18 protein-coding genes, 3 tRNA genes and 1 pseudogene are annotated in these 23,377 nt (G+C 62.3%); 10 read left to right on the plus strand and 12 right to left on the minus strand.

Annotation, left to right across the window (positions count from 1 at the left end; genetic code table 11):
* Nucleotides 1-92: 92 nt before the first annotated feature.
* The 4 genes from aspS to AK81_RS20565 all read right to left on the minus strand — a co-directional run bounded on the left by aspS (nt 93) and on the right by AK81_RS20565 (nt 3,308).
* Nucleotides 93-1,868 (minus strand): aspartate--tRNA ligase, encoded by a 1,776-nt coding sequence (gene aspS, locus AK81_RS20550; RefSeq protein WP_043201935.1) that lies wholly within the window; start codon nt 1,866-1,868, stop codon nt 93-95.
* 93 nt (nt 1,869-1,961) lie between these two features.
* Nucleotides 1,962-2,183: an FmdB family zinc ribbon protein gene (locus AK81_RS20555; RefSeq protein ID WP_043201938.1), complete on the minus strand. Its 222-nt coding sequence runs from the start codon at nt 2,181-2,183 to the stop codon at nt 1,962-1,964.
* A gap of 92 nt (nt 2,184-2,275) precedes the next feature.
* Nucleotides 2,276-2,605 (minus strand): ribbon-helix-helix domain-containing protein, encoded by a 330-nt coding sequence (locus tag AK81_RS20560; protein ID WP_043201941.1) that lies wholly within the window; start codon nt 2,603-2,605, stop codon nt 2,276-2,278.
* Between the two features lie 229 nt (nt 2,606-2,834).
* Nucleotides 2,835-3,308 (minus strand): Dps family protein, encoded by a 474-nt coding sequence (locus AK81_RS20565; RefSeq protein ID WP_043201944.1) that lies wholly within the window; start codon nt 3,306-3,308, stop codon nt 2,835-2,837.
* Nucleotides 3,309-3,588: 280 nt separating this feature from the next.
* On the opposite strand from AK81_RS20565, the gene AK81_RS30630 reads away from it, so the two are divergent.
* A complete protein-coding gene (locus tag AK81_RS30630; protein WP_043201946.1) occupies nt 3,589-4,182 on the plus strand; it encodes a cold-shock protein in 594 nt (197 codons plus the stop codon).
* Nucleotides 4,183-4,329: 147 nt separating this feature from the next.
* Here AK81_RS30630 and AK81_RS20575 read toward each other — a convergent pair whose 3' ends face one another.
* On the minus strand, nt 4,330-4,536 hold the full coding sequence (locus AK81_RS20575) for a SlyX family protein (RefSeq protein WP_043201947.1): 207 nt from the start codon (nt 4,534-4,536) through the stop codon (nt 4,330-4,332).
* 1 nt (nt 4,537) lies between these two features.
* Nucleotides 4,538-4,957 (minus strand): HIT family protein, encoded by a 420-nt coding sequence (locus tag AK81_RS20580; protein WP_043201949.1) that lies wholly within the window; start codon nt 4,955-4,957, stop codon nt 4,538-4,540.
* Nucleotides 4,958-5,648: 691 nt separating this feature from the next.
* Here AK81_RS20580 and AK81_RS20585 point away from each other — a divergent pair.
* The 3 genes from AK81_RS20585 (at nt 5,649) to AK81_RS20595 (ending at nt 9,782) form a co-directional block, all read left to right on the plus strand.
* The gene (locus AK81_RS20585) at nt 5,649-6,932 is read left to right on the plus strand and encodes an OprD family porin (RefSeq protein WP_043201951.1); all 1,284 of its coding nucleotides are present in this window, start codon (nt 5,649-5,651) and stop codon (nt 6,930-6,932) included.
* A gap of 160 nt (nt 6,933-7,092) precedes the next feature.
* Complete coding sequence (locus AK81_RS20590) at nt 7,093-8,808, plus strand: proline--tRNA ligase (protein ID WP_043201953.1); 1,716 nt, start codon at nt 7,093-7,095, stop codon at nt 8,806-8,808.
* A gap of 20 nt (nt 8,809-8,828) precedes the next feature.
* Complete coding sequence (locus AK81_RS20595) at nt 8,829-9,782, plus strand: lipoprotein (protein WP_043201955.1); 954 nt, start codon at nt 8,829-8,831, stop codon at nt 9,780-9,782.
* A gap of 246 nt (nt 9,783-10,028) precedes the next feature.
* On the opposite strand, the gene dinB is transcribed toward AK81_RS20595, so the two are convergent.
* Nucleotides 10,029-11,087: a DNA polymerase IV gene (dinB, locus tag AK81_RS20600; protein WP_162491983.1), complete on the minus strand. Its 1,059-nt coding sequence runs from the start codon at nt 11,085-11,087 to the stop codon at nt 10,029-10,031.
* A gap of 220 nt (nt 11,088-11,307) precedes the next feature.
* On the opposite strand from dinB, the gene AK81_RS20605 reads away from it, so the two are divergent.
* The 5 genes from AK81_RS20605 to AK81_RS20625 all read left to right on the plus strand — a co-directional run bounded on the left by AK81_RS20605 (nt 11,308) and on the right by AK81_RS20625 (nt 16,002).
* Nucleotides 11,308-11,384: transfer RNA gene (locus tag AK81_RS20605), tRNA-Met, on the plus strand.
* A 134-nt stretch (nt 11,385-11,518) separates the two neighbouring features.
* Nucleotides 11,519-11,595 (plus strand) — tRNA-Met (locus tag AK81_RS20610).
* 134 nt (nt 11,596-11,729) lie between these two features.
* A tRNA-Met gene (locus AK81_RS20615) sits at nt 11,730-11,806 on the plus strand.
* Between the two features lie 261 nt (nt 11,807-12,067).
* The gene (gene mprF / locus AK81_RS20620) at nt 12,068-14,710 is read left to right on the plus strand and encodes a bifunctional lysylphosphatidylglycerol flippase/synthetase MprF (protein ID WP_043201959.1); all 2,643 of its coding nucleotides are present in this window, start codon (nt 12,068-12,070) and stop codon (nt 14,708-14,710) included.
* The gene (locus AK81_RS20625; RefSeq protein WP_043201961.1) at nt 14,710-16,002 is read left to right on the plus strand and encodes a virulence factor family protein; all 1,293 of its coding nucleotides are present in this window, start codon (nt 14,710-14,712) and stop codon (nt 16,000-16,002) included. Before mprF ends, AK81_RS20625 begins: the two co-directional genes overlap by 1 nt.
* A gap of 172 nt (nt 16,003-16,174) precedes the next feature.
* Here AK81_RS20625 and AK81_RS20630 read toward each other — a convergent pair whose 3' ends face one another.
* Nucleotides 16,175-18,085 carry a potassium transporter Kup gene (locus AK81_RS20630; RefSeq protein WP_043201966.1) on the minus strand — a complete coding sequence of 637 codons (1,911 nt, stop codon included), beginning with the start codon at nt 18,083-18,085 and terminating at the stop codon, nt 16,175-16,177.
* A gap of 235 nt (nt 18,086-18,320) precedes the next feature.
* Here AK81_RS20630 and rimO point away from each other — a divergent pair, with 235 nt between their 5' ends.
* A complete protein-coding gene (gene rimO / locus AK81_RS20635; protein WP_043201969.1) occupies nt 18,321-19,652 on the plus strand; it encodes a 30S ribosomal protein S12 methylthiotransferase RimO in 1,332 nt (443 codons plus the stop codon).
* A 72-nt stretch (nt 19,653-19,724) separates the two neighbouring features.
* Here the strand turns inward: rimO and AK81_RS20640 are convergent, their stop codons facing one another.
* The 4 genes and pseudogenes from AK81_RS20640 to AK81_RS30505 all read right to left on the minus strand — a co-directional run.
* On the minus strand, nt 19,725-20,474 hold the full coding sequence (locus tag AK81_RS20640; protein ID WP_043201970.1) for a hypothetical protein: 750 nt from the start codon (nt 20,472-20,474) through the stop codon (nt 19,725-19,727).
* A gap of 54 nt (nt 20,475-20,528) precedes the next feature.
* Nucleotides 20,529-22,178: a DUF5666 domain-containing protein gene (locus AK81_RS20645; protein WP_043201971.1), complete on the minus strand. Its 1,650-nt coding sequence runs from the start codon at nt 22,176-22,178 to the stop codon at nt 20,529-20,531.
* A complete protein-coding gene (locus AK81_RS20650; RefSeq protein ID WP_050491933.1) occupies nt 22,175-22,969 on the minus strand; it encodes a DUF6502 family protein in 795 nt (264 codons plus the stop codon). Before AK81_RS20650 ends, AK81_RS20645 begins: the two co-directional genes overlap by 4 nt.
* Nucleotides 22,970-23,016: 47 nt before the next feature.
* Nucleotides 23,017-23,377, minus strand: a pseudogene (locus tag AK81_RS30505) (hypothetical protein); the annotation flags it as partial.

The following is a 23,377-nucleotide window of genomic DNA, read 5'->3' on the forward strand; positions in this document are numbered from 1 at the left end:
CACAAACAGCCCCGCCCCTGTACGGGGCGGGACGGGAAAATACCTGCGCCGAAACGCAAAGGCGCATCCATGTGGATGCGCCCGGGGACCGCTTACTCGACCTTGGTCTGTTCGCGCAGTCGGATGTGCAGCTCGCGCAGGGCCTTGGCGTCGACCAGGCCAGGGGCCTGAGTCATGACGCACGCGGCGCTCTGGGTTTTCGGGAAGGCGATCACTTCACGGATCGACTGGGCGCCGGTCATCAGCATGACCAAGCGGTCCAGGCCGAAGGCCAGGCCACCGTGAGGCGGTGCACCGAACTTCAGGGCGTCGAGCAGGAAGCCGAACTTCTCTTCCTGCTCCTCTGCTTCGATGCCCAGCAGGCGGAACACAGCCTGTTGCATCTCTTTGCGGTGGATACGGATCGAACCGCCACCCAGCTCAGTACCGTTCAGGACCATGTCGTAGGCACGGGACAGGGCTGTGGCCGGGTTGGCCTCGAGCTCTTCCGGCGAGCACTTCGGCGCGGTGAACGGGTGGTGCAGCGCGGTGAAGCTGCCGTCTTCGTTCTCGTCGAACATCGGGAAGTCGACGACCCACATCGGTGCCCACTCGCAGGTGTGCAGGTTGAAGTCGTTGCCAACCTTGATGCGCAGTGCGCCCAGGGCCTCGCTGACCACCTTGAACTTGTCGGCACCGAAGAAGACGATGTCGCCATCCACCGCGCCAACGCGATCGAGGATCACATTGAGGTTGGCTTCAGGGATGTTCTTGACGATCGGCGACTGCAGGCCTTCAACGCCCTTGGCACGCTCGTTGACCTTGATGTACGCCAGGCCTTTGGCACCGTAGATGCCGACGAACTTGGTGTACTCGTCGATCTTGCTGCGGGGCATGCTGGCGGCGCCTGGCACGCGCAGGGCGGTAACGCGGCACTTCGGATCGTTGGCCGGGCCAGCGAATACCTTGAAGTCGACATCCTTCAGCTGGTCGGCAACGTCGACCAGTTCCAGCGGGTTACGCAGGTCTGGCTTGTCGGAGCCGTAGCGGCGCATGGCTTCTTCGAAGGTCATGTGCGGGAATTCGCCGAATTCCAGGTCCAGCACTTCCTTGAACAGCTTGCGGATCATGCTCTCGGTCAGGCCCATGATCTCGCTTTCATCGAGGAAGCTGGTCTCGATGTCGATCTGGGTGAATTCCGGCTGGCGGTCGGCACGCAGGTCTTCGTCACGGAAGCACTTGGCGATCTGGTAGTAGCGGTCGAAGCCGGCGACCATCAGCAGCTGCTTGAACAGCTGGGGCGACTGCGGCAGGGCGAAGAAGCTACCGGCGTGGGTACGGCTTGGCACCAGGTAGTCACGCGCGCCTTCCGGGGTGGCACGGGTCAGAATCGGCGTTTCGACGTCGAGGAAGCCGTTTTCATCGAGGAAGCGACGGATGCTGGTGGTGATGCGCGAACGCAGACGCAGCTTCTCGGCCATTTCCGGGCGACGCAGGTCGATGAAGCGGTAGCGCAGACGGGTTTCCTCGCCGACGTCGGAGTATTCGTTCAGCGGGAACGGCGGGGTTTCCGCTTCGTTGAGCACGGTCAGCTGGTAGCCGAGGATCTCGATGGCACCGGAGGCCATGTTGGCATTCACCGCACCGTCAGGGCGCTTGCGCACCTTGCCGGTGACCTGCACGACGTACTCGCTGCGCACGCGGTCGGCGGCGGCGAAGGTTTCGGCGCGATCCGGGTCGAACACGACCTGGGCCATGCCTTCGCGGTCACGGATGTCGAGGAAGATCACCCCGCCGTGGTCGCGGCGACGATGGACCCAGCCGCAAAGGGTGACTTCCTGGCCGTCCAGGCTCTCGTTCAGTTGGCCGCAATAATGGCTGCGCATCATGATGGTGGTTTCGCTTCTCGTGATTCGTGTATTCGGTGGAGGCCTTGGCCGCCCGGAGGGCTAATACTGCAAGACCCGGTCACAGCATTCAACTCAGTCGGCCTTGTCGCCGCCTGCAAGATTCTTTTTCGCCCCGGTCTTGAAGTCGGTTTCGTACCAACCATTACCGCTCAGGCGGAAGCCAGGCACCGACAGCAGCTTCTTCAGCGCCGGCGCCTGGCAGGCCGGGCAATCGGTCAGCGGCTCGGCGCTGATCTTCTGCAGTGCTTCCATGCGGTGCTCGCAGGCTGCACATTGATAGTCATAAAGGGGCATGGGTGTCTCTCGTCAACCATAACGCTGGCTGCCGGGGCAGCAAAAAGCGGGATTATATATGGTTAGCAAGCACTGCGCAGCCCGCCAGGCGATCAGCGCACACTTGGCGGGTCTTGCAGCCAGGCAACGCAGATTACCCGAATCAGCCCACTGAAGTTGCGCACCCCACCCTGGCGCAGGTGCACTTCGCGGTCCACGTAGGACAACACCGCACTGACCGAGCAGCGGTTGGCGGCGGCGATGCGCTCCAGGATGCCCCAGTAGACGGCCTCCAGGCGCAGACAGGTGGAAAAACCGTTGAGCCGCACCGAACGTGACACCGGCTGCGTCTGCAACATGTCGAAATCTGCCTTGAACGGATCAATGCACTGTTTTCCTGGCCAAGTCCCCTGGCCAGCCACACGCTTGCTCGCTTGCATCATGCGCCCTACTTCCTCGTCACCGGTAACAGGCGACCAATGAAGCGCTGGGCAGCAGGTTTAAAGCAGCAGCAAAGTCTTCCCGCACAAACACTCGATTCCGGAGCGCGAGGAAAACACTGTGGGAGCGGGCTTGCCCCGCGAACACCGGCAAAGCCGGTGCCATACACCGCGCGGCCTCATTCGCGGGACAAGCCCGCTCCCACAGGTTTTTGTCACAGCTCTGGGGTATTTATTTCCCGTCGAGCAACACGCGCAGCATCCACGCGGTTTTCTCGTGAACCTGCATGCGCTGGGTCAGCAAGTCGGCAGTCGGCTCGTCACTGACTTTGTCCACCACCGGGAAAATGCTGCGCGCAGTACGCACCACGGCCTCCTGACCCTGGACCAGCTGACGGATCATCTCGTCCGCCGGGGGTACGCCTTCCTCCTCCTTGATAGAGGAATGCCGTGCATAGAATGCATAAGACCCCGGCGCAGGGAAGCCCAGGGCACGAATGCGCTCGGCAATCGAATCGACTGCCAGCGCCAGTTCGGTGTACTGCTCTTCGAACATCAGGTGCAGGGTGCGGAACGACGGACCGGTGACGTTCCAGTGAAAATTATGGGTTTTCAGATACAGCACATAGGTATCCGACAACAGGCGGGACAGCCCATCGACGATGGACTTGCGATCTTCTTCACTGATACCGATATCGATTGCCATTGAAGTTCCCCTTTCCATAAGGCTTGAGACTCAAGCGGACGCCGACCACTGTAGCAACACTTGACCCACACCGCCTGTGACATGGCGCAACACATCGCCCTCCGCGGCCTGCGGTTTGAGTAGCCTTCGGCTTTGCTGTTAAATAGGCACCGTGCCACCCGTGCGGACTGTCATTGCCGGGTGCATAGGCTGGCTTTTCACGTGTTCGCGCTCTACACCTCATGCGCACCGTGCTGCCAGCTCTTCCTGTGATCTGCCTTATCAACTGTGAGCCAACCCCATGTTCAAGATCGTCCATCTGGTGACGGGCGTGGCAGCCTTGCTGCTATCGCTCATACCCAGCCTGAAAACCGATGCGACACCCTTCCTGCAGCAACCCGACGCGGTCTACCTTGCGCTGCTCGGCCTGCTCAACCTGGTCCTGGCCCCAGTCGTGCCGCTGTACTACCGCGGCGCCCGCCAGCAGTTGCAGCACCTTGCCTGCGCCCTGCTGGTGGTGGCTGTGGTGCTGCAGACCCTGACGTTGCTGGCCCGCCCGGAAATGGGCAACCTCGCGGCGCTGGTCTGCGCGGCACTGGCCGTGGCCCTGCACCTGGCGGTGGGCTTTGCCCGCAGCCCGCGCAAGGCACGCAGCAGCCAGCATACCGCCCAGGATGGCGGCAACCGTGATACCGGCACCGTGAAGTGGTTCAACACCTCGAAAGGCTTTGGTTTCATCTCCCGCGATTCGGGTGATGACATCTTCGTGCACTTTCGCGCCATTCGCGGCGAAGGCCACCGCATTCTGGTCGAAGGCCAGCGCGTGGAGTTTTCGGTGATGCACCGCGACAAGGGCCTGCAGGCCGAAGACGTGGTGGCTGTTACCCGCCGCTGATTTTCTTGCAATAGCCCTCCCTGTGGGAGCGGGCATGCCCGCGAATCAGGCAACCCGATGCATGGCACCGGCTTCGCCGGTGTTCGCGGGCATGCCCGCTCCCACAGGATTCGTGCTCCAGTAATACAGGCACTCCGGCCAATTGGATCAATAATGGGGCGGCGGGGCCTCTTCCCCTTCGCTGCCGTACTGGCCGACCATCTCTTCATGCCGCTTGATCAATTCGGCCACCTGTAATTTCAGCCGTTCGATCACCTGCGCCTGCTCGACTACCACATCATTCAGCGCCTGCAGGGTGTCATCCTGGAACGCCTGCCGGGTTTCCAGTTCGACGATACGCAATTCCAGCGACATGTCAGGCCTCCTGATAGCCAGCAAGTTGCAGCCCACGCAGGCGCTGGCGAATGGCTTGCAACTGGTCGTCGCTATAGGCCACAGCCGGGCACTTGCCCCATACCGGTGCAGGCCAGGCGGCGTCGTCACGCTGGCGTACGATCACGTGCATGTGCAGCTGGCTGACCACATTACCCAAGGTGGCCACATTCATCTTGTCAGCGCCGTAGCTGGCCTTCAGCGCTTCAGCCAGAAGGGTGGTTTCCTGCCACAACTGCTGCTGCTCCGCCGTATCCAGCTCGAACAGCTCGCTGATCCCGGCGCGCTTGGGCACCAGGATGAACCATGGGTAGTTGGCATCCTTGCTCAGCAGAAGCTGGCACAACGCAAACTCCCCCAGCAACAGGGAGTCCTGCTGCAAACGCGAATCCAGGACGAACACGGCATATCTCCTTCAGGCAAAAACAACCCGCTTCAAGCGGAAAACAGGCCTGCAAGGATACCTTGCACATTCCCGGTAACACAGCGCTACTTTTCGCACCAAAATGAGGCCGCCTGCGCATCATCGCCACACTCGTCACCCCACAAATGACTCTGGATGAACAAGTTGCGGTAACACATTGACTTTCATGACAGCTTTTTAAATTTTAATGATTCTCGACTCCAACACGCCCCCAGACAGCCTTCGCCCCGTGTTTACGGCACTTTCCGACCCTCGGTAGCAGGTTTTGTGAAAATTTCATGAACTGTTGCGAATTTTGAGCACGCTTGTTGCATTCCCTTCACGCCAAGTCGGCACGACATCTGCAATGGCCGGTGTACGCGACAAATAACAACAGCGGCATTGGTTACCAGGGAGTTTCCTTAGCCAGAATCCGTAGTTACAGATTCGTTACGGCGAAAGGCACAACGCTGGCGTTATACGGCCCATAACCCGGGGCGTGATTTGCGACATGGAAATACCTAAAAGCGACATGGTGAAAAAGTTCCGAAAAGAGTCTTTATAGCCATATCGCCAACAACAGTCAGCGTGCTATACATTTTCGCCGACATAACAAGAAAGAGCTGCACCCTATAACTAAAACACTTGGGCGCAGCGGTACTCTTCCTAAAAACCAAAGGAGCAAATCACGATGCGCGTGATGAAGTGGAGCATGATCGCCCTGGCCGTTGCGGCAGGGACCTCGCAGTTGGCAATGGCCTCGGCACAAGACGAGTCCAAAGGTTTCATCGAAGACAGCAAGCTGAACGTCAAGACCCGCATGCTGTACTTCAGCCGTGACTTCCGGAACGTCCCGAATGGCGCCCAGAGCCGCGTTGAAGAAACCGGCCTCGGCTTCCTCGGTACCTTCGAATCGGGCTTCACCCAGGGCACCGTAGGCTTCGGCGTCGATGCCATCGGCATGCTGGGCATCAAGCTGGACAGCGGCAAAGGCCGCGCCGGCACCGGTCTGTTCCCACAAGGTTCCGACGGTCGCTCGCAGGATGACTACTCCGAAGGCGGCGGCGCAGTGAAAATGCGCATTTCCAACACCGTGCTCAAGTTCGGCGACCAGTTCACCGCACTGCCAGTACTGGCTACCGACGACAGCCGACTGCTGCCGGAAGTTGCTGAAGGTGGCTTGATCACCAGCAACGAAATCGATGGCCTGACCCTGCATGCCGGTCACTTCACCGCGCTGAATGCCCAGGCCCAGACTTACCACGACAGCCTGAACCTGACCGAGGCCAATGTCTTCGGTGGCACCTACGCCATCAACGACAACCTCAGCACCAGCGTTTACTACTCGCACATCGAAGATCACTTCCGCAAGTGGTACGGCAACATCAACTGGGCGCTGCCGATCAGCGACAAGCAAGGCCTGGTGTTCGACTTCAACATTTATGACACCAAGTCGATCGGCAACAACCTGACCGGCGCATTCGTCAGCAAGGCCGACGGCAGCAACGAACTCGACAACATTGCAGCCAGCCTCTCGGCCGCCTACAACATTGGCGCCCACACCTTCACCCTGGCCTACCAGAAAGTCAGCGGCGACGGCGACTACGCCTACGGCGTCGACGGTGGCGGTACGATCTTCCTGGCCAACTCCGTGGCCCGCTCCGACTTCAACGCCGAAGACGAGAAGTCCTGGCAGGCACGCTACGACCTGAACTTCGCCGAATACGGCGTACCAGGCCTGACCTTCATGACCCGTTACGTTCGCGGTACCGGTGCAACCACCCGCACCACCGACGACGGCAAGGAATGGGAACGCGACATCGACGTGAAGTACGTGCTGCAAAGCGGCCCGGCCAAGGACCTGAGCTTGCGCGTACGTCAGGCCACCTACCGTTCGGGCGATGGCGTTTACTACGGCTCCCCATCGATCGACGAACTGCGTCTGATCGTGGAGTACCCGCTGAGCATCCTGTAAGCCTGGCTTGCAGTGCCCCGCACCTGAAAAAGCCCGGCGATCTCGCCGGGCTTTTTCTTGGCTGACAAGCGGCCCGCCCTGGGGCATCCTGTACGCCTTCGTTTCGCCCCCGTACAATGCGGGGCTATTTCAACGTCTTAGGCAATCGACACGGCTAACCATGCGCACCAGTCAATATTTGCTCGCCACCCAGAAAGAAACCCCTGCCGACGCAGTGGTCATCAGCCATCAGCTCATGCTGCGTGCCGGCATGATCCGCAAACTGGCCTCCGGCCTGTACACCTGGCTGCCGATGGGCCTGCGGGTAATGCGCAAGGTCGAGGCCGTGGTGCGTGAGGAAATGAACGCCGCCGGCGCCCTGGAAGTGCTGATGCCAAGCATCCAGCCTGCCGAGCTGTGGCAGGAGTCTGGCCGCTGGGAGCAGTACGGCCCTGAGCTGCTGCGCCTGAAGGACCGCCACCAGCGCGACTTCTGCGTTGGCCCGACCCACGAAGAAGTCATCACCGACCTGGCCCGTAACGAGCTGTCCAGCTATAAACAGCTGCCGCTCAACATGTACCAGATCCAGACCAAGTTCCGTGACGAGATCCGCCCGCGCTTCGGCCTGATGCGCGGCCGCGAGTTCATCATGAAGGACGCCTACTCGTTCCATGCCGACCAGGCTTCCCTGCAGGAAACCTACGACCGCATGCACCAGGCGTACAACAACGTATTTACCCGCCTGGGCCTGGACTTCCGCCCAGTGCAGGCTGACACCGGCTCGATCGGCGGCAGCTACTCGCACGAGTTCCACGTACTGGCCGACTCCGGCGAAGACGACGTGATCTTCAGCGACAGCTCCGACTACGCCGCCAACATCGAGAAGGCCGAGGCCATCCCGCGTGAAACCGTGCGCCCTGCCCCTACCGAGGAGCTGCGCCTGGTCGACACGCCAGAGGCCAAGACCATCGCACAACTGGTGGAAAACCATGGCCTGGCGATCGAGAAGACCGTCAAGACGCTGATCGTGCGCGGTGCTGAAGAAGGCAAGCTGATTGCCCTGATCGTTCGCGGCGACCACGAGCTGAACGAAATCAAGGCCACCAAGCTGGAACAGGTTGCCGACCCACTGGTCATGGCCTCTGAAGCCGAATTGCGCGACGCCATTGGCGCCGGCGCCGGTTCGCTCGGCCCGCTGAACCTGCCGCTGGAATGCATCATCGACCGTTCGGTTGCCCTGATGAGCGACTTCGGCATCGGCGCCAACATCGACGACAAGCACTACTTCGGCGTGAACTGGGAGCGCGACCTGCCGGTTCCACAGGTCGCCGACCTGCGTAACGTGGTCGAAGGCGACCCAAGCCCGGACGGCCAGGGTACCCTGGTGATCAAGCGCGGCATCGAAGTAGGCCACATCTTCCAGCTGGGCACCAAGTACAGCGAGGCGCTGAAGTGCCAGGTACTGGGCGAGAATGGCAAGCCGGTCGTACTGTCGATGGGCTGCTACGGCATCGGCGTGTCCCGCGTGGTCGCCGCTGCCATCGAGCAGAGCTATGACAACAAGGGCATCATCTGGAACGACGCCCTGGCACCGTTCCAAATCGCTCTGGTACCGCTGCGCTACGAAACCGACGTGGTCCGCGAGGCCACCGACAAGCTGTACGCCGAACTGACCGCCGCCGGCTTCGAAGTGCTGCTGGACGACCGCGACAAGAAGACCAGCCCAGGCATCAAGTTTGCCGACATGGAGCTGATCGGCATCCCACACCGCATCGTCGTCAGCGATCGCGGCCTGGCCGAAGGCAACCTGGAGTACAAGCACCGCACCGAGCAAGACGCCCAGGCGTTGCCGCTCAATGAAGTGCTGAGCTTCCTGCAGGCCCGCGTTCGCCGCTGATAACCAATGCACGAGTGATCATGTTCAAGCGAAGTACCTTTACCCTGGGGGGCGCCGCACTGTGCGGCGCCCTGCTCGTCAGCGGCTGCGCCAACCAGATGTCCCAGCGCAGCGACCATGAGGAGCGCGTCGAGCGCAAATTGCTCGAGCACACCCTGCAGATCGATGTCGGCGAGCCGAAGGTGATGGAGCTGCCGCAACGACGTGTGCGCGTGCATGAGCAGAAACGCTTCGAAGTCACCGAGTTCGAAGTCACCCGTCGCTATGACCGCTACACGCCTTACCAGCCCTGGCGGGAGGTCTACGAGATCCCGCTGGGTGCAGTGGCCGTGGTAGCGGGCGTCGGCGCCAACGTGGTCAACGTCTTTGCCTTGGGCAACCTGCCGGAAAGCATCACCCATGACTGGCTGAGCTATGGCGTGGACGGGCTCAACCCGTTCATGAACGTGCCGTCCAACGGGCGTGCCCAGCAGAACCTGGCCGGGATCAGCGAAGTGCAGAAAGGCAAGCGCGAAGAATCCACGAGCGTGCCCTGGAGCGAACGCCTGGTCGAGGTCAAGGCCGGCAAGATGACCCACGAACTGACCACCGACAGGAACGGCGTGCTGCGCCTGAACCTGCTCGACAGCCCGTTCTCCGAGCAGAACCTCAACCACGTCGGCACTTTGCACCTCCAGGTACTCGACGAGGACAACGCGGTTCGGGGTGATGCCAGCCTGCTGGTCAGCGCCACCCTGCGCAACAAGCTGCTCGAAGCCCATGAGCTGATCTTCGACGACCTTGAAGATGACGATGTTGGCCAATGGGTACATCGGGTCAAGCGCCTGTCGGAGCTGGGCCTTGAAGAAGAAGCCAGCGAAATGGAACAAAGCCTGATCGAGCTGACCCGCAACGATCCGGAGCTGCAGCAGGAGTTTCTGCAATCGCTGACCAAGGCCACCGGCCGGTTGGTGGCAGATCCCGGCGCGCAGTAACCCGCCTGTGCAAGCAACTGTCTTGTGCTGCTTGCTCTGGCCCCATCGCTGGTAAGCCAGGCCCCATAAGTACGGCGCATTGCTTGAAGGCCTTGCGATCAATGTGGGAGCGGCCTTGCGTCGCGAAAGGGCCGCACAGCGGCCCCAGGACTTCAGCAGTGATGCATGAATTGCTGGGGCTGCTTTGCAGCCCTTTCGCGACGCAAGGCCGCTCCCACAAAGGCCGTGCAGCCGCGCCCCGCCTGTCTAAACTGGCGGGAACAGCTCCAACTGTTCATGCGCTCCGCGCAAATCGCGCAGCCTCACCCCTACCCCCAGCAAGCGCACCGGCTTGCCACCACGGGCGAACGCCTGCCCCAGCAGCTGTCGATAACTTTCAAGGTCCCGCCCGGCCCCTGCCTGCTCCATCGTGGTCTGGCTGAAGTCATGGAACTTGACCTTGACGAACGGTTTGTCCGGCCGATAACTGCTGTCCATACGGGCGATGCGCTCGTTCAGGCTTTCCAGCAGCTCTGGCAGCCGCGCCAGGCAACTGGCCAGGTCCGGCAGGTCGGTATCGTAGGTGTTTTCCACGCTGACCGACTGCCTGCGGCTGTCATTGTGTACGGCGCGGTCATCAATACCCCGCGCCAGCCCCCACAAGCGCTCGCCAAAGCTGCCAAACTCACGCACCAATGCCAGGCGCGACCACTCACGCAGGTCAAGGCAGGTTTCAATGCCCAGCCGCGTCAGTTTATCTGCCGTCACCTTGCCCACCCCATGCAGCCTGGCCACCGGCAACGCGGCGACAAAAGCCTCTACCTCGCCCGGGGTAATCACGAACAGCCCATTGGGCTTGCGCCAATCACTGGCAATCTTGGCCAGGAACTTGTTTGGCGCCACGCCTGCCGACACGGTGATATGCAAGGTGCGGGAGACACGCCGACGGATATCCTCGGCGATGCGCGTGGCACTGCCCGAATACCACTGGCTGTCGCTCACATCCAGGTAGGCTTCGTCCAGCGACAAAGGCTCGATCAGCTCGGTGTAGTCGCGGAAGATCGCGTGGATTTCCCGCGAGGCCTCACGGTAGGCCTCGAAGCGCGGTTTGACGATCAACAGGTCGGGGCACAGCTTCAGCGCATGGCGTGACGACATGGCGGAGCGCACACCATAGGCACGCGCCTCATAGTTGCAGGTGGCGATCACCCCGCGGTGCTCGGGCGAGCCCCCAACCGCCATGGGCCGCCCGGCCAGGCGCGGGTCGTCACGCATCTCGATCGCGGCGTAGAAGCAATCGCAGTCGACGTGGATGATCTTGCGCAAGGACATGGATGGCCGTCAGCACTGTAAATTCATACAGATAGTATCGCATGCGACCTACCTGAAACACCTCACCCGCTGCATCACCCGACAATCTGCCTGAAAGCCCCGTCGCGCCTGAGCCGCTTGCTGCTGGCGAGCGCTAAGGGTTTGAACAAAAAAGGGTTTTTCAATGAAACTGCTTGACACCGTGGCGTAAATCCGTAGAATTCGATCTCACAGACGCGGGATGGAGCAGTCTGGTAGCTCGTCGGGCTCATAACCCGAAGGTCGTCGGTTCAAATCCGGCTCCCGCAACCAAGTTCAAGAAAAGGCCACTGTTCATACAGTGGCCTTTTTCTTTGCCTCAAAAAAAGTAAAACCGAAAAACCTTTGATAAATCAAAGCTTAGCGCTTGACACACCCTCAGCAAACTGTAGAATGCGCCCCACAGACGCGGGATGGAGCAGTCTGGTAGCTCGTCGGGCTCATAACCCGAAGGTCGTCGGTTCAAATCCGGCTCCCGCAACCAAGTTCAAGAAAAGGCCACTGTTAACACAGTGGCCTTTTTCTTTGTCCGCTGAAAAGTATTGTCGAAAAAACTTCGACAAATCAAAGCTTAGCGCTTGACATACAAACCACACGCTGTAGAATCCGCCCCACTGACGCGGGATGGAGCAGTCTGGTAGCTCGTCGGGCTCATAACCCGAAGGTCGTCGGTTCAAATCCGGCTCCCGCAACCATATTCGTCAGAACAAACCCCGCCTGTGTAACAGCAGCGCGGGGTTTGTTGCTTCTGCCCTTCCTGCTTTTCGTCGCCTCGTTTTCCCCTACCCTCCAGCCAACCCACAGGCTTGAGGCATCGTGCCCTGGATGAACTATCTTTAACCCTGCCAAGCCGCTGAAAGCGTCTGAGGCCGGAGTAACATTGGATACGTTTTCCTAAGGGACTTTCACTTGGCCGTACCTCCCCTCTACCTCGCGCTGTATGCCCGAGGCAATCCATGACTTCACACACCCCCGAACCTCCGGTGCCACTCGCCTCGGCGCTACCCGGTGCCGTACAGCGTCTGCCCTTGCTCGAACGCGTCAGCCGCTACCGCCAGCCCATCGGCCTGGCAGTGACCCTGGTGCTGTTCACCATGGCGTTGATTGCCTGCCGCCACTTGCTGAGCGAGCTGGACATCTATGCCTTGCACGATGCCATGCTCAGCGTACCGGCCCAGTCAGTGCTGGGGGCCCTGATTGCAACCGTGATCGGCTTCGTGATCTTGCTGGGGTACGAGTGGTCGGCCAGCCGCTATGCCGGCGTGAAACTGCCAGCACGCAGCCTGGTGCTGGGTGGCTTCAGCGCCTTTGCCATCGGCAACGCCATTGGCCTGTCAATGCTTTCGGGCGGTTCGGTACGCTACCGCCTGTATGCACGCCAGGGGCTGGGTGCTGGCGAAGTCGCACGCATGACCGTGTTTGCCAGCCTGTCGCTGGGCTGCGCGCTGCCACCCCTGGCCGCCTTGGCAACGTTGAGCGACCTGCCGGCAGCCTCGACCGCACTGGGGTTGGCGCCAGGCCTGCTGGCAGGTATCGCCGCCGCCGTGCTGGTGGCGTCCGCCTTGCTGGTGTTCGGCTTGTACCGCCGGCGCCTCGCCGAACAGCCACTGGCCAATAACCTGCTGGTGCAACTGGGCCGCCGCACACTGCGCCTGCCCGGCGCACGCCTGGCCGCCCTGCAATTGCTGATTACCGCGCTGGATGTGGCAGCCGCCGCCACCGTGCTGTACCTGCTGCTGCCCGAAGCACCACCCTTCGGCGCGTTTGTGCTGGTGTACCTGCTGGCCTTGGCCGCAGGCGTGCTCAGCCACGTACCGGGCGGCGTCGGGGTGTTCGAAGCCATCCTGCTGGCGGCCTTTGCCGACCAGCTCGGCGCTGCGCCACTGGCGGCCGCCCTGCTGCTGTACCGGCTGATCTACGTGGTGCTGCCACTGCTGCTGGCCTGCGTGCTGCTGCTGGCCAATGAAGCCCGGCGCCTGCTGTTCGCACAGCAGGCCATCAAGGCCGCCTCCGGGATGGCCGCACCCATCCTGTCGATACTGGTATTTCTGTCCGGGGTGGTGCTGCTGTTTTCCGGCGTCACGCCCGAGATCGACACGCGCCTGGAGCACATGGGCTTTCTGGTGCCACACCGGCTGATCGATGCCTCGCACTTTGGCGCCAGCCTGATCGGCGTGCTGTGCCTGCTGCTGGCCCAAGGTCTGCGCCGGCGCCTGTCCGCGGCCTGGCTGCTGACCACCGTGCTTCTCTTGGTCGGCGCCCTGCTGTCGCTGCTCAAGGGCTTTGACTGGGAAGAGGCTTGCCTACTGACCCTCACCGCGGCCCTGCTGGCCCTGTTCCGGCGCTCGTTCTACCGCCCCAGCCGCCTGCTGGAGCTGCCATTTTCGCCGGTGTTCCTGGTGGCCAGCGCCTGTGCGGTCGGCGCATCGGTGTGGCTGCTGCTGTTTGCCTACCAGGATGTGCCCTACAGCCATCAGCTGTGGTGGCAGTTCACCCTTGATGCCGATGCCCCGCGCGGCCTGCGCGCCGCCATGGGCAGCGCCTTGCTGCTGGCTGCCTTGGCGCTGACCTGGCTGCTGCGCACCGCGCCGCCGGTGATCCACTTGCCCAACGAGGAAGAACTGCAGCGCGCCAACCGTATTCTGTTGGCCTCCGACCAGCCCGACGGCGGCCTGGCCCTGACCGGCGACAAGGCGTTGCTGTTCCACCCGCGCGACAATGCCTTCCTTATGTACGCCCGTCGCGGCCGCAGCCTGGTGGCCCTGTACGACCCGATCGGCCCGCCCCAGGAGCGCGCCGAAATGATCTGGCAGTTCCGGGACCTGTGCGACCTGCACCACGCCCGACCGGTGTTCTACCAGGTGCGCGCCGAAAACCTGCCGTTCTATATGGACATTGGCCTGACCGCACTGAAGCTGGGCGAAGAAGCCCGGGTCGACTTGCGCCGCTTCGACCTCGAAGCCAAGGGCAAGGAGATGAAGGACCTGCGCTACACCTGGAACCGCGGCGGCCGCGACGGCCTGAGCCTGGAAATCCACGAGCCCGGCCACGCCCCACTGGCAGAGCTAAAGGAAATTTCCGACGCTTGGCTGGGCGGCAAGAACGTGCGCGAGAAAGGCTTTTCGCTGGGGCGCTTCAGCCCGGAGTACTTGCAGCACTTCCGCATTGCCCTGATTCGCTTCCAGGGCCGGCCGGTGGCCTTCGCCAACCTGCTGGAGACCCACAGTAACGAACTGGCCAGCCTCGACCTGATGCGCGCGCACCCCGAGGCACCGAAGCTGACCATGGAGTTCATGATGATCGGCCTGATCCTGCACTATAAAAGCCATGAGTATTCCCGCTTCAGCCTGGGCATGGTGCCGCTTTCCGGCCTTCAGCCGCGGCGTGGTGCACCCCTGACCCAGCGCCTGGGCTCGATGGTGTTCCGCCGTGGCGAGCAGCTTTACAACTTCCAGGGGCTTCGACGCTTCAAGGACAAATTCCAACCGGATTGGGAACCCCGCTACATGGCCGTGCCGGCCGGGCTCGACCCGCTTGTGGCACTGGCCGATACTGCCGCCCTGATTGCAGGCGGCCTGACTGGATTGGTGAAACGTTGATGACCCGACGCTTTTGGCTGTACCTGCTGGTTCCCCTGCTGCTGGCCGCACTGGGCGGTGTGTTGGCGTTCTGGCTGTGGACGCGCCCGGCCCCCGAGGCGCGTCTGGAGCAATTGAGCAGCAATGGCACCAGCATCACCCGCGTGACCCCCGGTGTGCACCCCAAGGCCCGGGTGGCCATCGGTGTGCCACAGGATCAGGCGCTGACGGACAAGCAACTGCTCGACCTGAGCCAGGCCGGCGAAGCCCAGCTGGTGCAGGTGATTTTGCCGCCCAATGACTGCAGCAAGCAGCAACAGGTCATGGACCAGGCCCTGGCCGAGCTGCCGGAAAAGCCGACGCTGGTAGCCGGTATCGGCCCTGGCGCCGCCCAGGCCTGGCGCTGGCTGGCCAGCCAGAACGATGACAAGGCCCGGGCCATTTCTGTGGACTTCACCGTCGAGCAACCCGGCTGCCAGGCACCGCTGCCCAAATCGGCTGCCCACGGCCACTGGAATGTCGCCTGGAACGACAACCCGGATGACACCAGCGCCGCTTTCGTGCGCGATCAAGCCAATGCCGAAACCAGCATCAGCGACTACGACATCCACCTGCCACAAGTGCTCAAGGCCCAGCTGACCCAGGCCCTGATAGGCCACGACGGCAACGCCTTGGCCATCCCTGTGGTTGAAGTGCCGGCCGGGCAGACCACCGACACGGTCACCCTGTTCCTCTCCGGTGACGGCGGCTGGCGTGACCTGGACCGCGATGTCGCCGGGGAAATGGCCAAGCTGGGCTACCCGGTGGTGGGTATCGACACGCTGCGCTACTACTGGCAGCACAAGACCCCGGAGCAAAGCGCGGCCGACCTGTCCGAGCTGATGCAGCACTACCGGCAGAAGTGGGGTACCAAGCGCTTTGTACTGACCGGCTATTCGTTCGGTGCCGATGTGCTGCCGGCGATCTACAACCGCCTGCCGGTGGAGGACCAACAACGTATCGATGCGGTGATGCTGCTGGCCTTTGCCCGCAGCGGCAGCTTCGAGATCGAGGTCGAGGGCTGGCTGGGCAAGGAAGGCCAGGAAGCACCCACCGGGCCGGAAATGGCCAGGTTGCCAGCCTCCAAGGTGGTGTGCGTGTATGGCGTGGAAGAGACCGACGAGAGCGGTTGCACCGAGAAGACTGCGGTAGGTGAACGCCTGAAGCTGCCTGGGGGGCACCACTTTGATGAAAACTACCCGGCGCTGGCCAAACGCCTGATTGGCGAGATCGAGACCCGCCAAGGCAAGTCGAGCGTCGCCGAGCAGAACTGAGCTCTCACCTTTGGAAGTTTGACGCAGTCAATGTAGGAGCGGCCTTGTGTCGCGATAGGGGCGCGTAGCGGCCCCACGATTTCAGCTTCGCCGCCGAAATAGCCGGGACCGCTTTGCGGTCCTGTCGCGACACAAGGCCGCTCCCACAGGGATCGCGTCGAGTCTTGCCAACTCAGATCTCGACCTGGGTCCCCAGCTCGATCACCCGGTTCAGCGGCAGGTTGAAGAAGCGCAGGTTACCGTTGGCATTCTTCAGCAAGAACGCGAACAGGTTGCCCCGCCAGCGCGACATCCCCTCAAGCCGGGAAGCGATCACCGTCTCGCGGCTGAGGAAGTAGGTGGTGCGCATCGGCGTGAAGTCCAGATCGTCCAGGTGGCACAGCTTCAATGCCGCCGGTACGTCGGGCTCGTCCATGAAGCCAAAGTGCAACAGCACACGGAAGAACCCGTCGCCATAAGCCTCCACCTCGAAGCGCTCCTGCTCCGGCACCCGCGGCCGGTCCTCGCTGACCACGGTCAGCAGCACCACCTGGCTGTGTAGCACCTGGTTATGCAGCATGTTGTGCAGCAAGGCATGGGGCACGGCGTCAGACCGGGCGGTAAGGAACACCGCAGTACCTTCGACCCGGTGCGGCGGCTGAATACGGATACTGCTGATGAACAACGGCAACGGCAGCGCACCTTCGTCGATGCGCTCGACCAGGATCTGCTTGCCGCGCTTCCAGGTGCTCATCAGCAGGAACAGCACACCGCCAGCCAGCACCGGGAAGGCACCGCCCTGGACGATTTTCGGCACGTTGGCGGCGAAGAACAGCCCGTCGACAAACAGGAAGCCCACCAGTATCGGCACTGCCAGCACCGGCGGCCACTTCCACAACAGCAGCATCACCGCCGACACCAGAATGGTCGTCATCAGCATGGTGCCGGTCACCGCCACGCCATAGGCCGCCGCCAGCGCGCCGGACGACTCGAAGCCGATCACCAGCAGCACCACGCCCACCATCAGCGTCCAGTTCACAGCGCCAATGTAGATTTGCCCCTGCTCGTCGCTGGAGGTGTGCTGGATGTGCATACGCGGGATGTAACCCAGCTGGATGGCCTGGCGGGTCAGGGAAAAGGCCCCGGAAATGACCGCCTGCGAGGCGATCACAGTGGCCATTGTGGCCAGCCCGACCAACGGCAGCAGCGCCCAGCTCGGCGCCAGCAGGTAGAAGGGGTTGCGTGCCGCCTCGGGGTTTTGCAGCAGCAGTGCACCCTGGCCGAAATAGTTGAGCACCAACGCGGGCAGCACCAGGATGAACCAGGCCCGGGCGATCGGCTTGCGGCCAAAATGCCCCATGTCGGCGTACAGCGCCTCGGCACCGGTCAGCGCCAGCACCACGGCGCCGAGGATGGCCACGCCCATGCCTGGGTGAACCACGAAGAAGTTGACCGCCCAGCCCGGGTTGAAGGCCTTGAGCACTTCCGGGCTCTGCGAGATGCCGTGCACGCCCAATGCGCCCAGCACCACGAACCAGGTGACCATGATCGGGCCGAACAGCTTGCCGATCTTCTCGGTCCCGTGCTTCTGCACCAGGAACAGCGCCACCAGCACCACCAGCGAAATCGGCACCACCCAGTGGTCGATGCCGTCAAACGCCAGGCCCATGCCCTCCACGGCCGACAGCACCGATACCGCCGGGGTGATCATGCTGTCGCCATAGAACAGCGAAGCGCCGATCAAGCCGCAGATCACCATCAACGTACGCAACCGTGGATGGGCGGCCGTGGCCCGCCGCGCCAGCGCGGTCAGCGCCATGGTGCCGCCCTCCCCCTGGTTGTCGGCGCGCAGGATGAACATCACGTACTTGAACGACACCACCCACAACAGCGACCACAGGATCAGCGACAGGATCCCCAGCACGCCATCATGGTTGACCGGCACCCCGTAACCGCCGGTGAAGACTTCCTTGAGGGTATATAAAGGGCTGGTGCCGATATCGCCATAAACCACCCCGACCGCCGCCACGAGCAGGCCCAGCGACCGCGCCGCGCCCTGCTTCCCCGCGTGCCCGCCCTCGGCGTGACTGCTTGCCTGAACCATCGACCACTCCCGCAGACGGCCATCTCGGCCTTTAGTATTCACTCGCGCACCAGGCCCCCGAAGGCACCTTCACGCAACGGCGCGAAGCATAGCGCAGCGTTCGTCGTATTTCTGCTGGTCAAGCGACCTTGCGCTCGCTAGAATTGCGCACTTTTTGATCAGAGGCGCTAAAAGCGCCCGTCAAGATCGCCCGCGATTCCGGCCGGGCGACCTGCATTCAATACCGAGGTTAGTCATGTCCACCACGCCCGCCACCCCCAAGGTAGGTTTCGTAAGCCTGGGTTGCCCAAAAGCCCTGGTCGATTCCGAGCGCATCCTTACCCAGCTGCGCATGGAAGGCTATGAAGTCGTGCCCACCTACGAGGACGCCGACGTGGTGGTGGTCAACACCTGCGGCTTCATCGACAGCGCCAAGGCCGAGTCGCTGGAAGTGATCGGCGAAGCGATCAAGGAAAACGGCAAGGTCATCGTCACCGGCTGCATGGGTGTCGAAGAAGGCAGCATCCGTGACGTGCACCCCAGTGTGCTTTCGGTTACCGGCCCACAGCAGTACGAGCAGGTGGTCAACGCCGTGCACCAAGTAGTGCCGCCGCGCCAGGACCACAACCCGCTGATCGACCTGGTGCCGCCGCAGGGCATCAAGCTGACCCCACGCCACTATGCGTACCTGAAGATTTCCGAAGGCTGCAACCACAGCTGCAGCTTCTGCATCATCCCGTCGATGCGCGGCAAGCTGGTCAGCCGCCCGGTGGGTGAAGTGCTGAGCGAGGCCGAGCGCCTGGTCAAGGCCGGGGTCAAGGAGATCCTGGTGATTTCCCAGGACACCAGCGCCTACGGCGTCGACGTCAAGTACAAGACCGACTTCTGGAACGGCCGCCCGGTCAAGACCCGCATGCTCGAGCTGTGCGAGGCCCTGAGCAGCCTGGGTGCGTGGGTACGCCTGCACTATGTGTACCCGTACCCGAACGTCGACGACGTGATCCCGCTGATGGCCGCTGGCAAGATCCTGCCGTACCTGGACATCCCGTTCCAGCACGCCAGCCCGAAAGTGCTCAAGTCGATGAAGCGCCCAGCCTTCGAAGACCGCACCCTGGCGCGCATCAAGAACTGGCGCGAGCAGTGCCCTGAGCTGGTGATCCGCTCCACCTTCATCGTCGGCTTCCCGGGCGAGACCGAGGAAGACTTCCAGTACCTGCTGGACTGGCTGACCGAAGCCCAGCTCGACCGCGTGGGCTGCTTCCAGTACTCGCCGGTAGAAGGCGCCCCGGCCAACGACCTGGGCCTGGAAGAAGTGCCGGACGACATCAAGCAAGCGCGCTGGGACCGCTTCATGGCCCACCAGCAGGCCATCAGCACCGCCCGCCTGCAACTGCGCATCGGCAAGGAAATCGAGGTGCTGATCGACGAAGTCGAGGAACAGGGTTCGGTTGGCCGCAGCTTCTTCGATGCCCCGGAAATCGACGGCAGCGTATTCATCGATGGCGACCATGGCTTCAAGCCAGGCGACAAAGTGCGTTGCCGTGTAGTGGATGCCGACGAATACGACATGTGGGCAGAGCCCATCTAAAGCGGCTGAAACACGAAAAGCCCCTGCCCCGGCGTTCCCCGCAAGGAACGACCGGCGCAGGGGCTTTTTTAGTCAGAACGTGTGAAACAGCATCAGGCCTCCCTCTGCATCCGGGCTGGCATCAGAGAAGCCTTTGACCGCGTAGAGCTGGACTTTCCATTGCTGATTGAGCTTGTGGGTCAGGAACAGGGTGAGTTCCTTGATCTGCGAACCGGTCGAGACCACCTTCTGCCGCCAATCGTAGGAGGCGCCCGCAGAAGTACCTGCAGCCACAGGTAGGGCGAAGCCGAGGCTGACAAATACCGGGTCGTCGAAATCGCTGTCGGGCGGGTCGCCGAACTTCTTCCAGCCCAATGTCGCGAAGCCGGTGACCGGGCCAAAGCCCTTGGTGATGTCGACCTGGGCGGTGTAGTCGTATTCACCGGTGCCAAGGCACTGGTCTTCATCGGCAGTGGGGAATTTGACCTTGCCGATCAGGTCGAGCATCAGGCCGCCGTCACTGCCATCGAGCAGGGCATACCCGGCGCTTGCGACCGTGTCGCCCAACCCGCTTTCCACATCCCGGCAACCTCCGGGCAAGGGGTCACCATTGGGGCCTACTTCCGGGTTGGTGATGCGCAACCAGGGCACGGTGACCTTGTAGGTCATGGGGCCGGTTTCATATTTGCCGACCACGGGGACGTACCAGATTTCCGAAGTAGTACCCGTGCCATAGTCGCCACTTGAATAGTCCATGCCGATGGCGGTGCTGAAGGTGTCGGCCACGGTCGGCGCGGTGGTGCATGACAGCAGGCAGGCAAAAAGAGGGAGCGCGGGTTTCATCTGCACCTCAGTAACCTTTCGGGAAGTGTGGTCGGACTTACCCAGCCTAGTTGCCTAACGCCCGGATCGCTCCGGATGCTCTGCTTTTTCGATGGTCTCTACCTTTTCCGGCCTTTCGATGGTTTCGATTTTCTCGACTTTTTCCACCTTCTCGACCTTTTCAGGCTTTTCTACTTTCTCTACCTTTTCGACTTTTTCTACTTTCTCAACCTTTTCAGGCTTTTCGACCTTATCGACTTTTTCTACTTTCTCGACCTTCTCAACTTTTTCAACCTTCTCGACCTTCTCGACCTTTTCCACTTTTTCGACTTCAACCTTCTCTACCCGATCACCCTTGCCACTGTTGCTGCTCTCGGGCTGCTCCACGGTTTCGACATGCTCTGACTTGCCAGACTTGTCCACGCTTTCCGCCTTGCCGTGATCGCTGGTGTTTTCAACGGCACTGCGCCCACTGTGATCATCACTGCTTTCGCTGCGAACGCTGGTCGCCTCACTTGTTCCATGGCCGCTGTTGTCGGAGCCGCCTGAGTCACTGCTGCCGTGCTCGCTGCCATGCCCCGAATGGCCTCGGTCCGGGTTGTCAGCGCGGTCATCCTGGAATTCCACACGGGTTGCCCGCAACTCGTGAGTACCACTGAGCACGCCGCTCACTCGAACACGCTGATCGAGCGCCAACGCTGCAGGCTGCCTGCCGACCATCACGGTGCCCTGCCCCAGCGTCACATTGATGCCCGCGACCACCAGTTGCCGTGCCTGCACGCGCTGTACCAGCCCTTCGACCACCGCCTGCTGAACACGACCAGCAAACGGCAGGCTCGGGTCTGGGCGGGTTTGTGCCACTTCCAGCTGGCGCCCGGTCCACTGGCCGCGCACCAGCACTTCCCGCGTGGGGGCTACGCGGGTCCCCAGTTTCAGCCCCTGCAGGTTACCTGGGCGGTCGATTGCACCAATGGCGCTGGCCTCTCTGAGGCCCGGCGCCCGTTCGATACGGGTCGCCACCACTTCACCCGTGGCATCGCGCAGGCCGCTGACCCGAACCGGCTCGCCGGCACGCAGCCCTTCAGCCACCCGCGCGCCTGCGGCGAGCCGCACAGGTTGGCCCATCACCCGCAGGGGGGCCGAAGCATTGGGCAGCGCCGTCAGCGGCCCTTCGTAGACGTTGAGGATCGAGATACGCCCTGCCTGTAGACCGCGCTGGGTGGCAATTGCCTCCACCGCTACAACCTGCCCGATCGCCAGGTGAGCACTGCTGGCGGGTGCACCGTTTTCACTCACCGGCACGTCTTTGCCATAGTGCACTTCCATGCCATTGACGCAGATCGAGGCGAACCCGGTGATGGTGCCGACGATGCCGGTACCACCGGTACCGCCTGGGCGCAGGATCGGCGCACCGGTACCGCCTACCCCGCCGTTACCATGATCAAAGTAGGTGCCGTCCACACCTTCGGCCACCGCGCCAGTACCGCCAGTGCCGCCGGGGCGTTGCGGGAGGGGCGCGCCAGTGCCGCCGACACCACCGCTTTCACTGCGTACACCGGTACCGCCCGTCCCTCCCGGAAACTGCAGGCCTGCGGCACCGGCCATGCCCACTTCGTCGCGGCTGACACACACCGGCGCTGCAACAACCTCGGCAGGCGCCGCCAGGTTCAACCCCAGGACCAGGGCAAAGGCAACGGCACGGAGGCAGCGCGTGAGGGGGGTCATGGGCCTGGCGTCTTGGACAAATCGGGGTCGGTAGCTTCAGTGTAGAAATAAAGCCCGACAGTGATGCGCTGACGTTGCTCGACGCTGGGCTCATCAACGCCTTCCAGCTCTGCTGCGAGCCGGCTGAACGCCAGCAGCGTCTGCATGCCATCTTTGGCAACCACCTCCCGCACGTGCTCGACGCTGGCCGGGCTCAACGCATCGTAGTGCACACTGCGTTCAAAGAACGGCAGGCCCTGGCCACTGAGGTTGTGCACCGCGGCGCAGGCATGGTCATGCAGGTTGTGGCCGAAGTACGCGGCTTTTTCATCGAAACCTGTCTGCGGCACGAACGCCTGGGCTTCCAGGTGCACGCAGTCCTGCTCATCAAGCCGGACGATGCCAAGGCGCAACCACTCATCCAGCACCACACGCCCGCGTATATCAGTGCTGACCGTGGCCACCAGGGCATCGAATGAGCACTCGCCACCCACACTCGCCAAACGCGGCAGCGCCAGCGCCTGGCCAGGTGCCGAGCAGAACGGCGAAGCAGTGGTCCACACATTCACCAACTGCGCGCCCAGGGTGATGTTCTCCGGCAGAGCCGCCAGCGCCATGTCACCTTCGCTGCGCAGCCGCCGAACATCCTTGCGATGCACGCCTGTAAGCAGGCTGATACGGCTGTCAGTGGGCGGGGTATCGTCCAGGCGAAACTCGCGATGGGCTACGTCGACGAACACCTCCTTGAGCAGGTCGGCGAACATGGTGTAGCTCACCCCCTTGCGCAACATCAAGCGCACCAGCGGGCGCATGACGCGCCGCAGTGCGCTTAACATCGAAGGGGGTAAGGTTGGGCTAATCAACGCCAGTCAGCTCCTGCTGTTGTCATCACCCGGTTCGCCACCCACATGGTTGCCGTGATCATCACCAGGTTCACCACCAACGTGATTGCCGTGATCATCGCCAGGCTCGCCGCCGACATGATTACCATGATCATCCCCGGGCTCACCGCCAACATGGTTGCCATGATCGTCACCGGGCTCACCGCCAACGTGATTGCCGTGATCGTCACCGGGCTCACCACCCACGTGATTGCCATGATCGTCACCCGCTTCAGCATGGTTGCCGCTGCGCCCAGCGTTTGAATCACCGGCGCGGCCCAGGCCAGAGTTGCCATGGCCGCTGCCACTGTTGCCGGCATGACCGCCGCCGTCACCGCC

The organism is Pseudomonas putida W15Oct28, from assembly GCF_000708715.2.
GTDB lineage: Bacteria > Pseudomonadota > Gammaproteobacteria > Pseudomonadales > Pseudomonadaceae > Aquipseudomonas > Aquipseudomonas putida_R.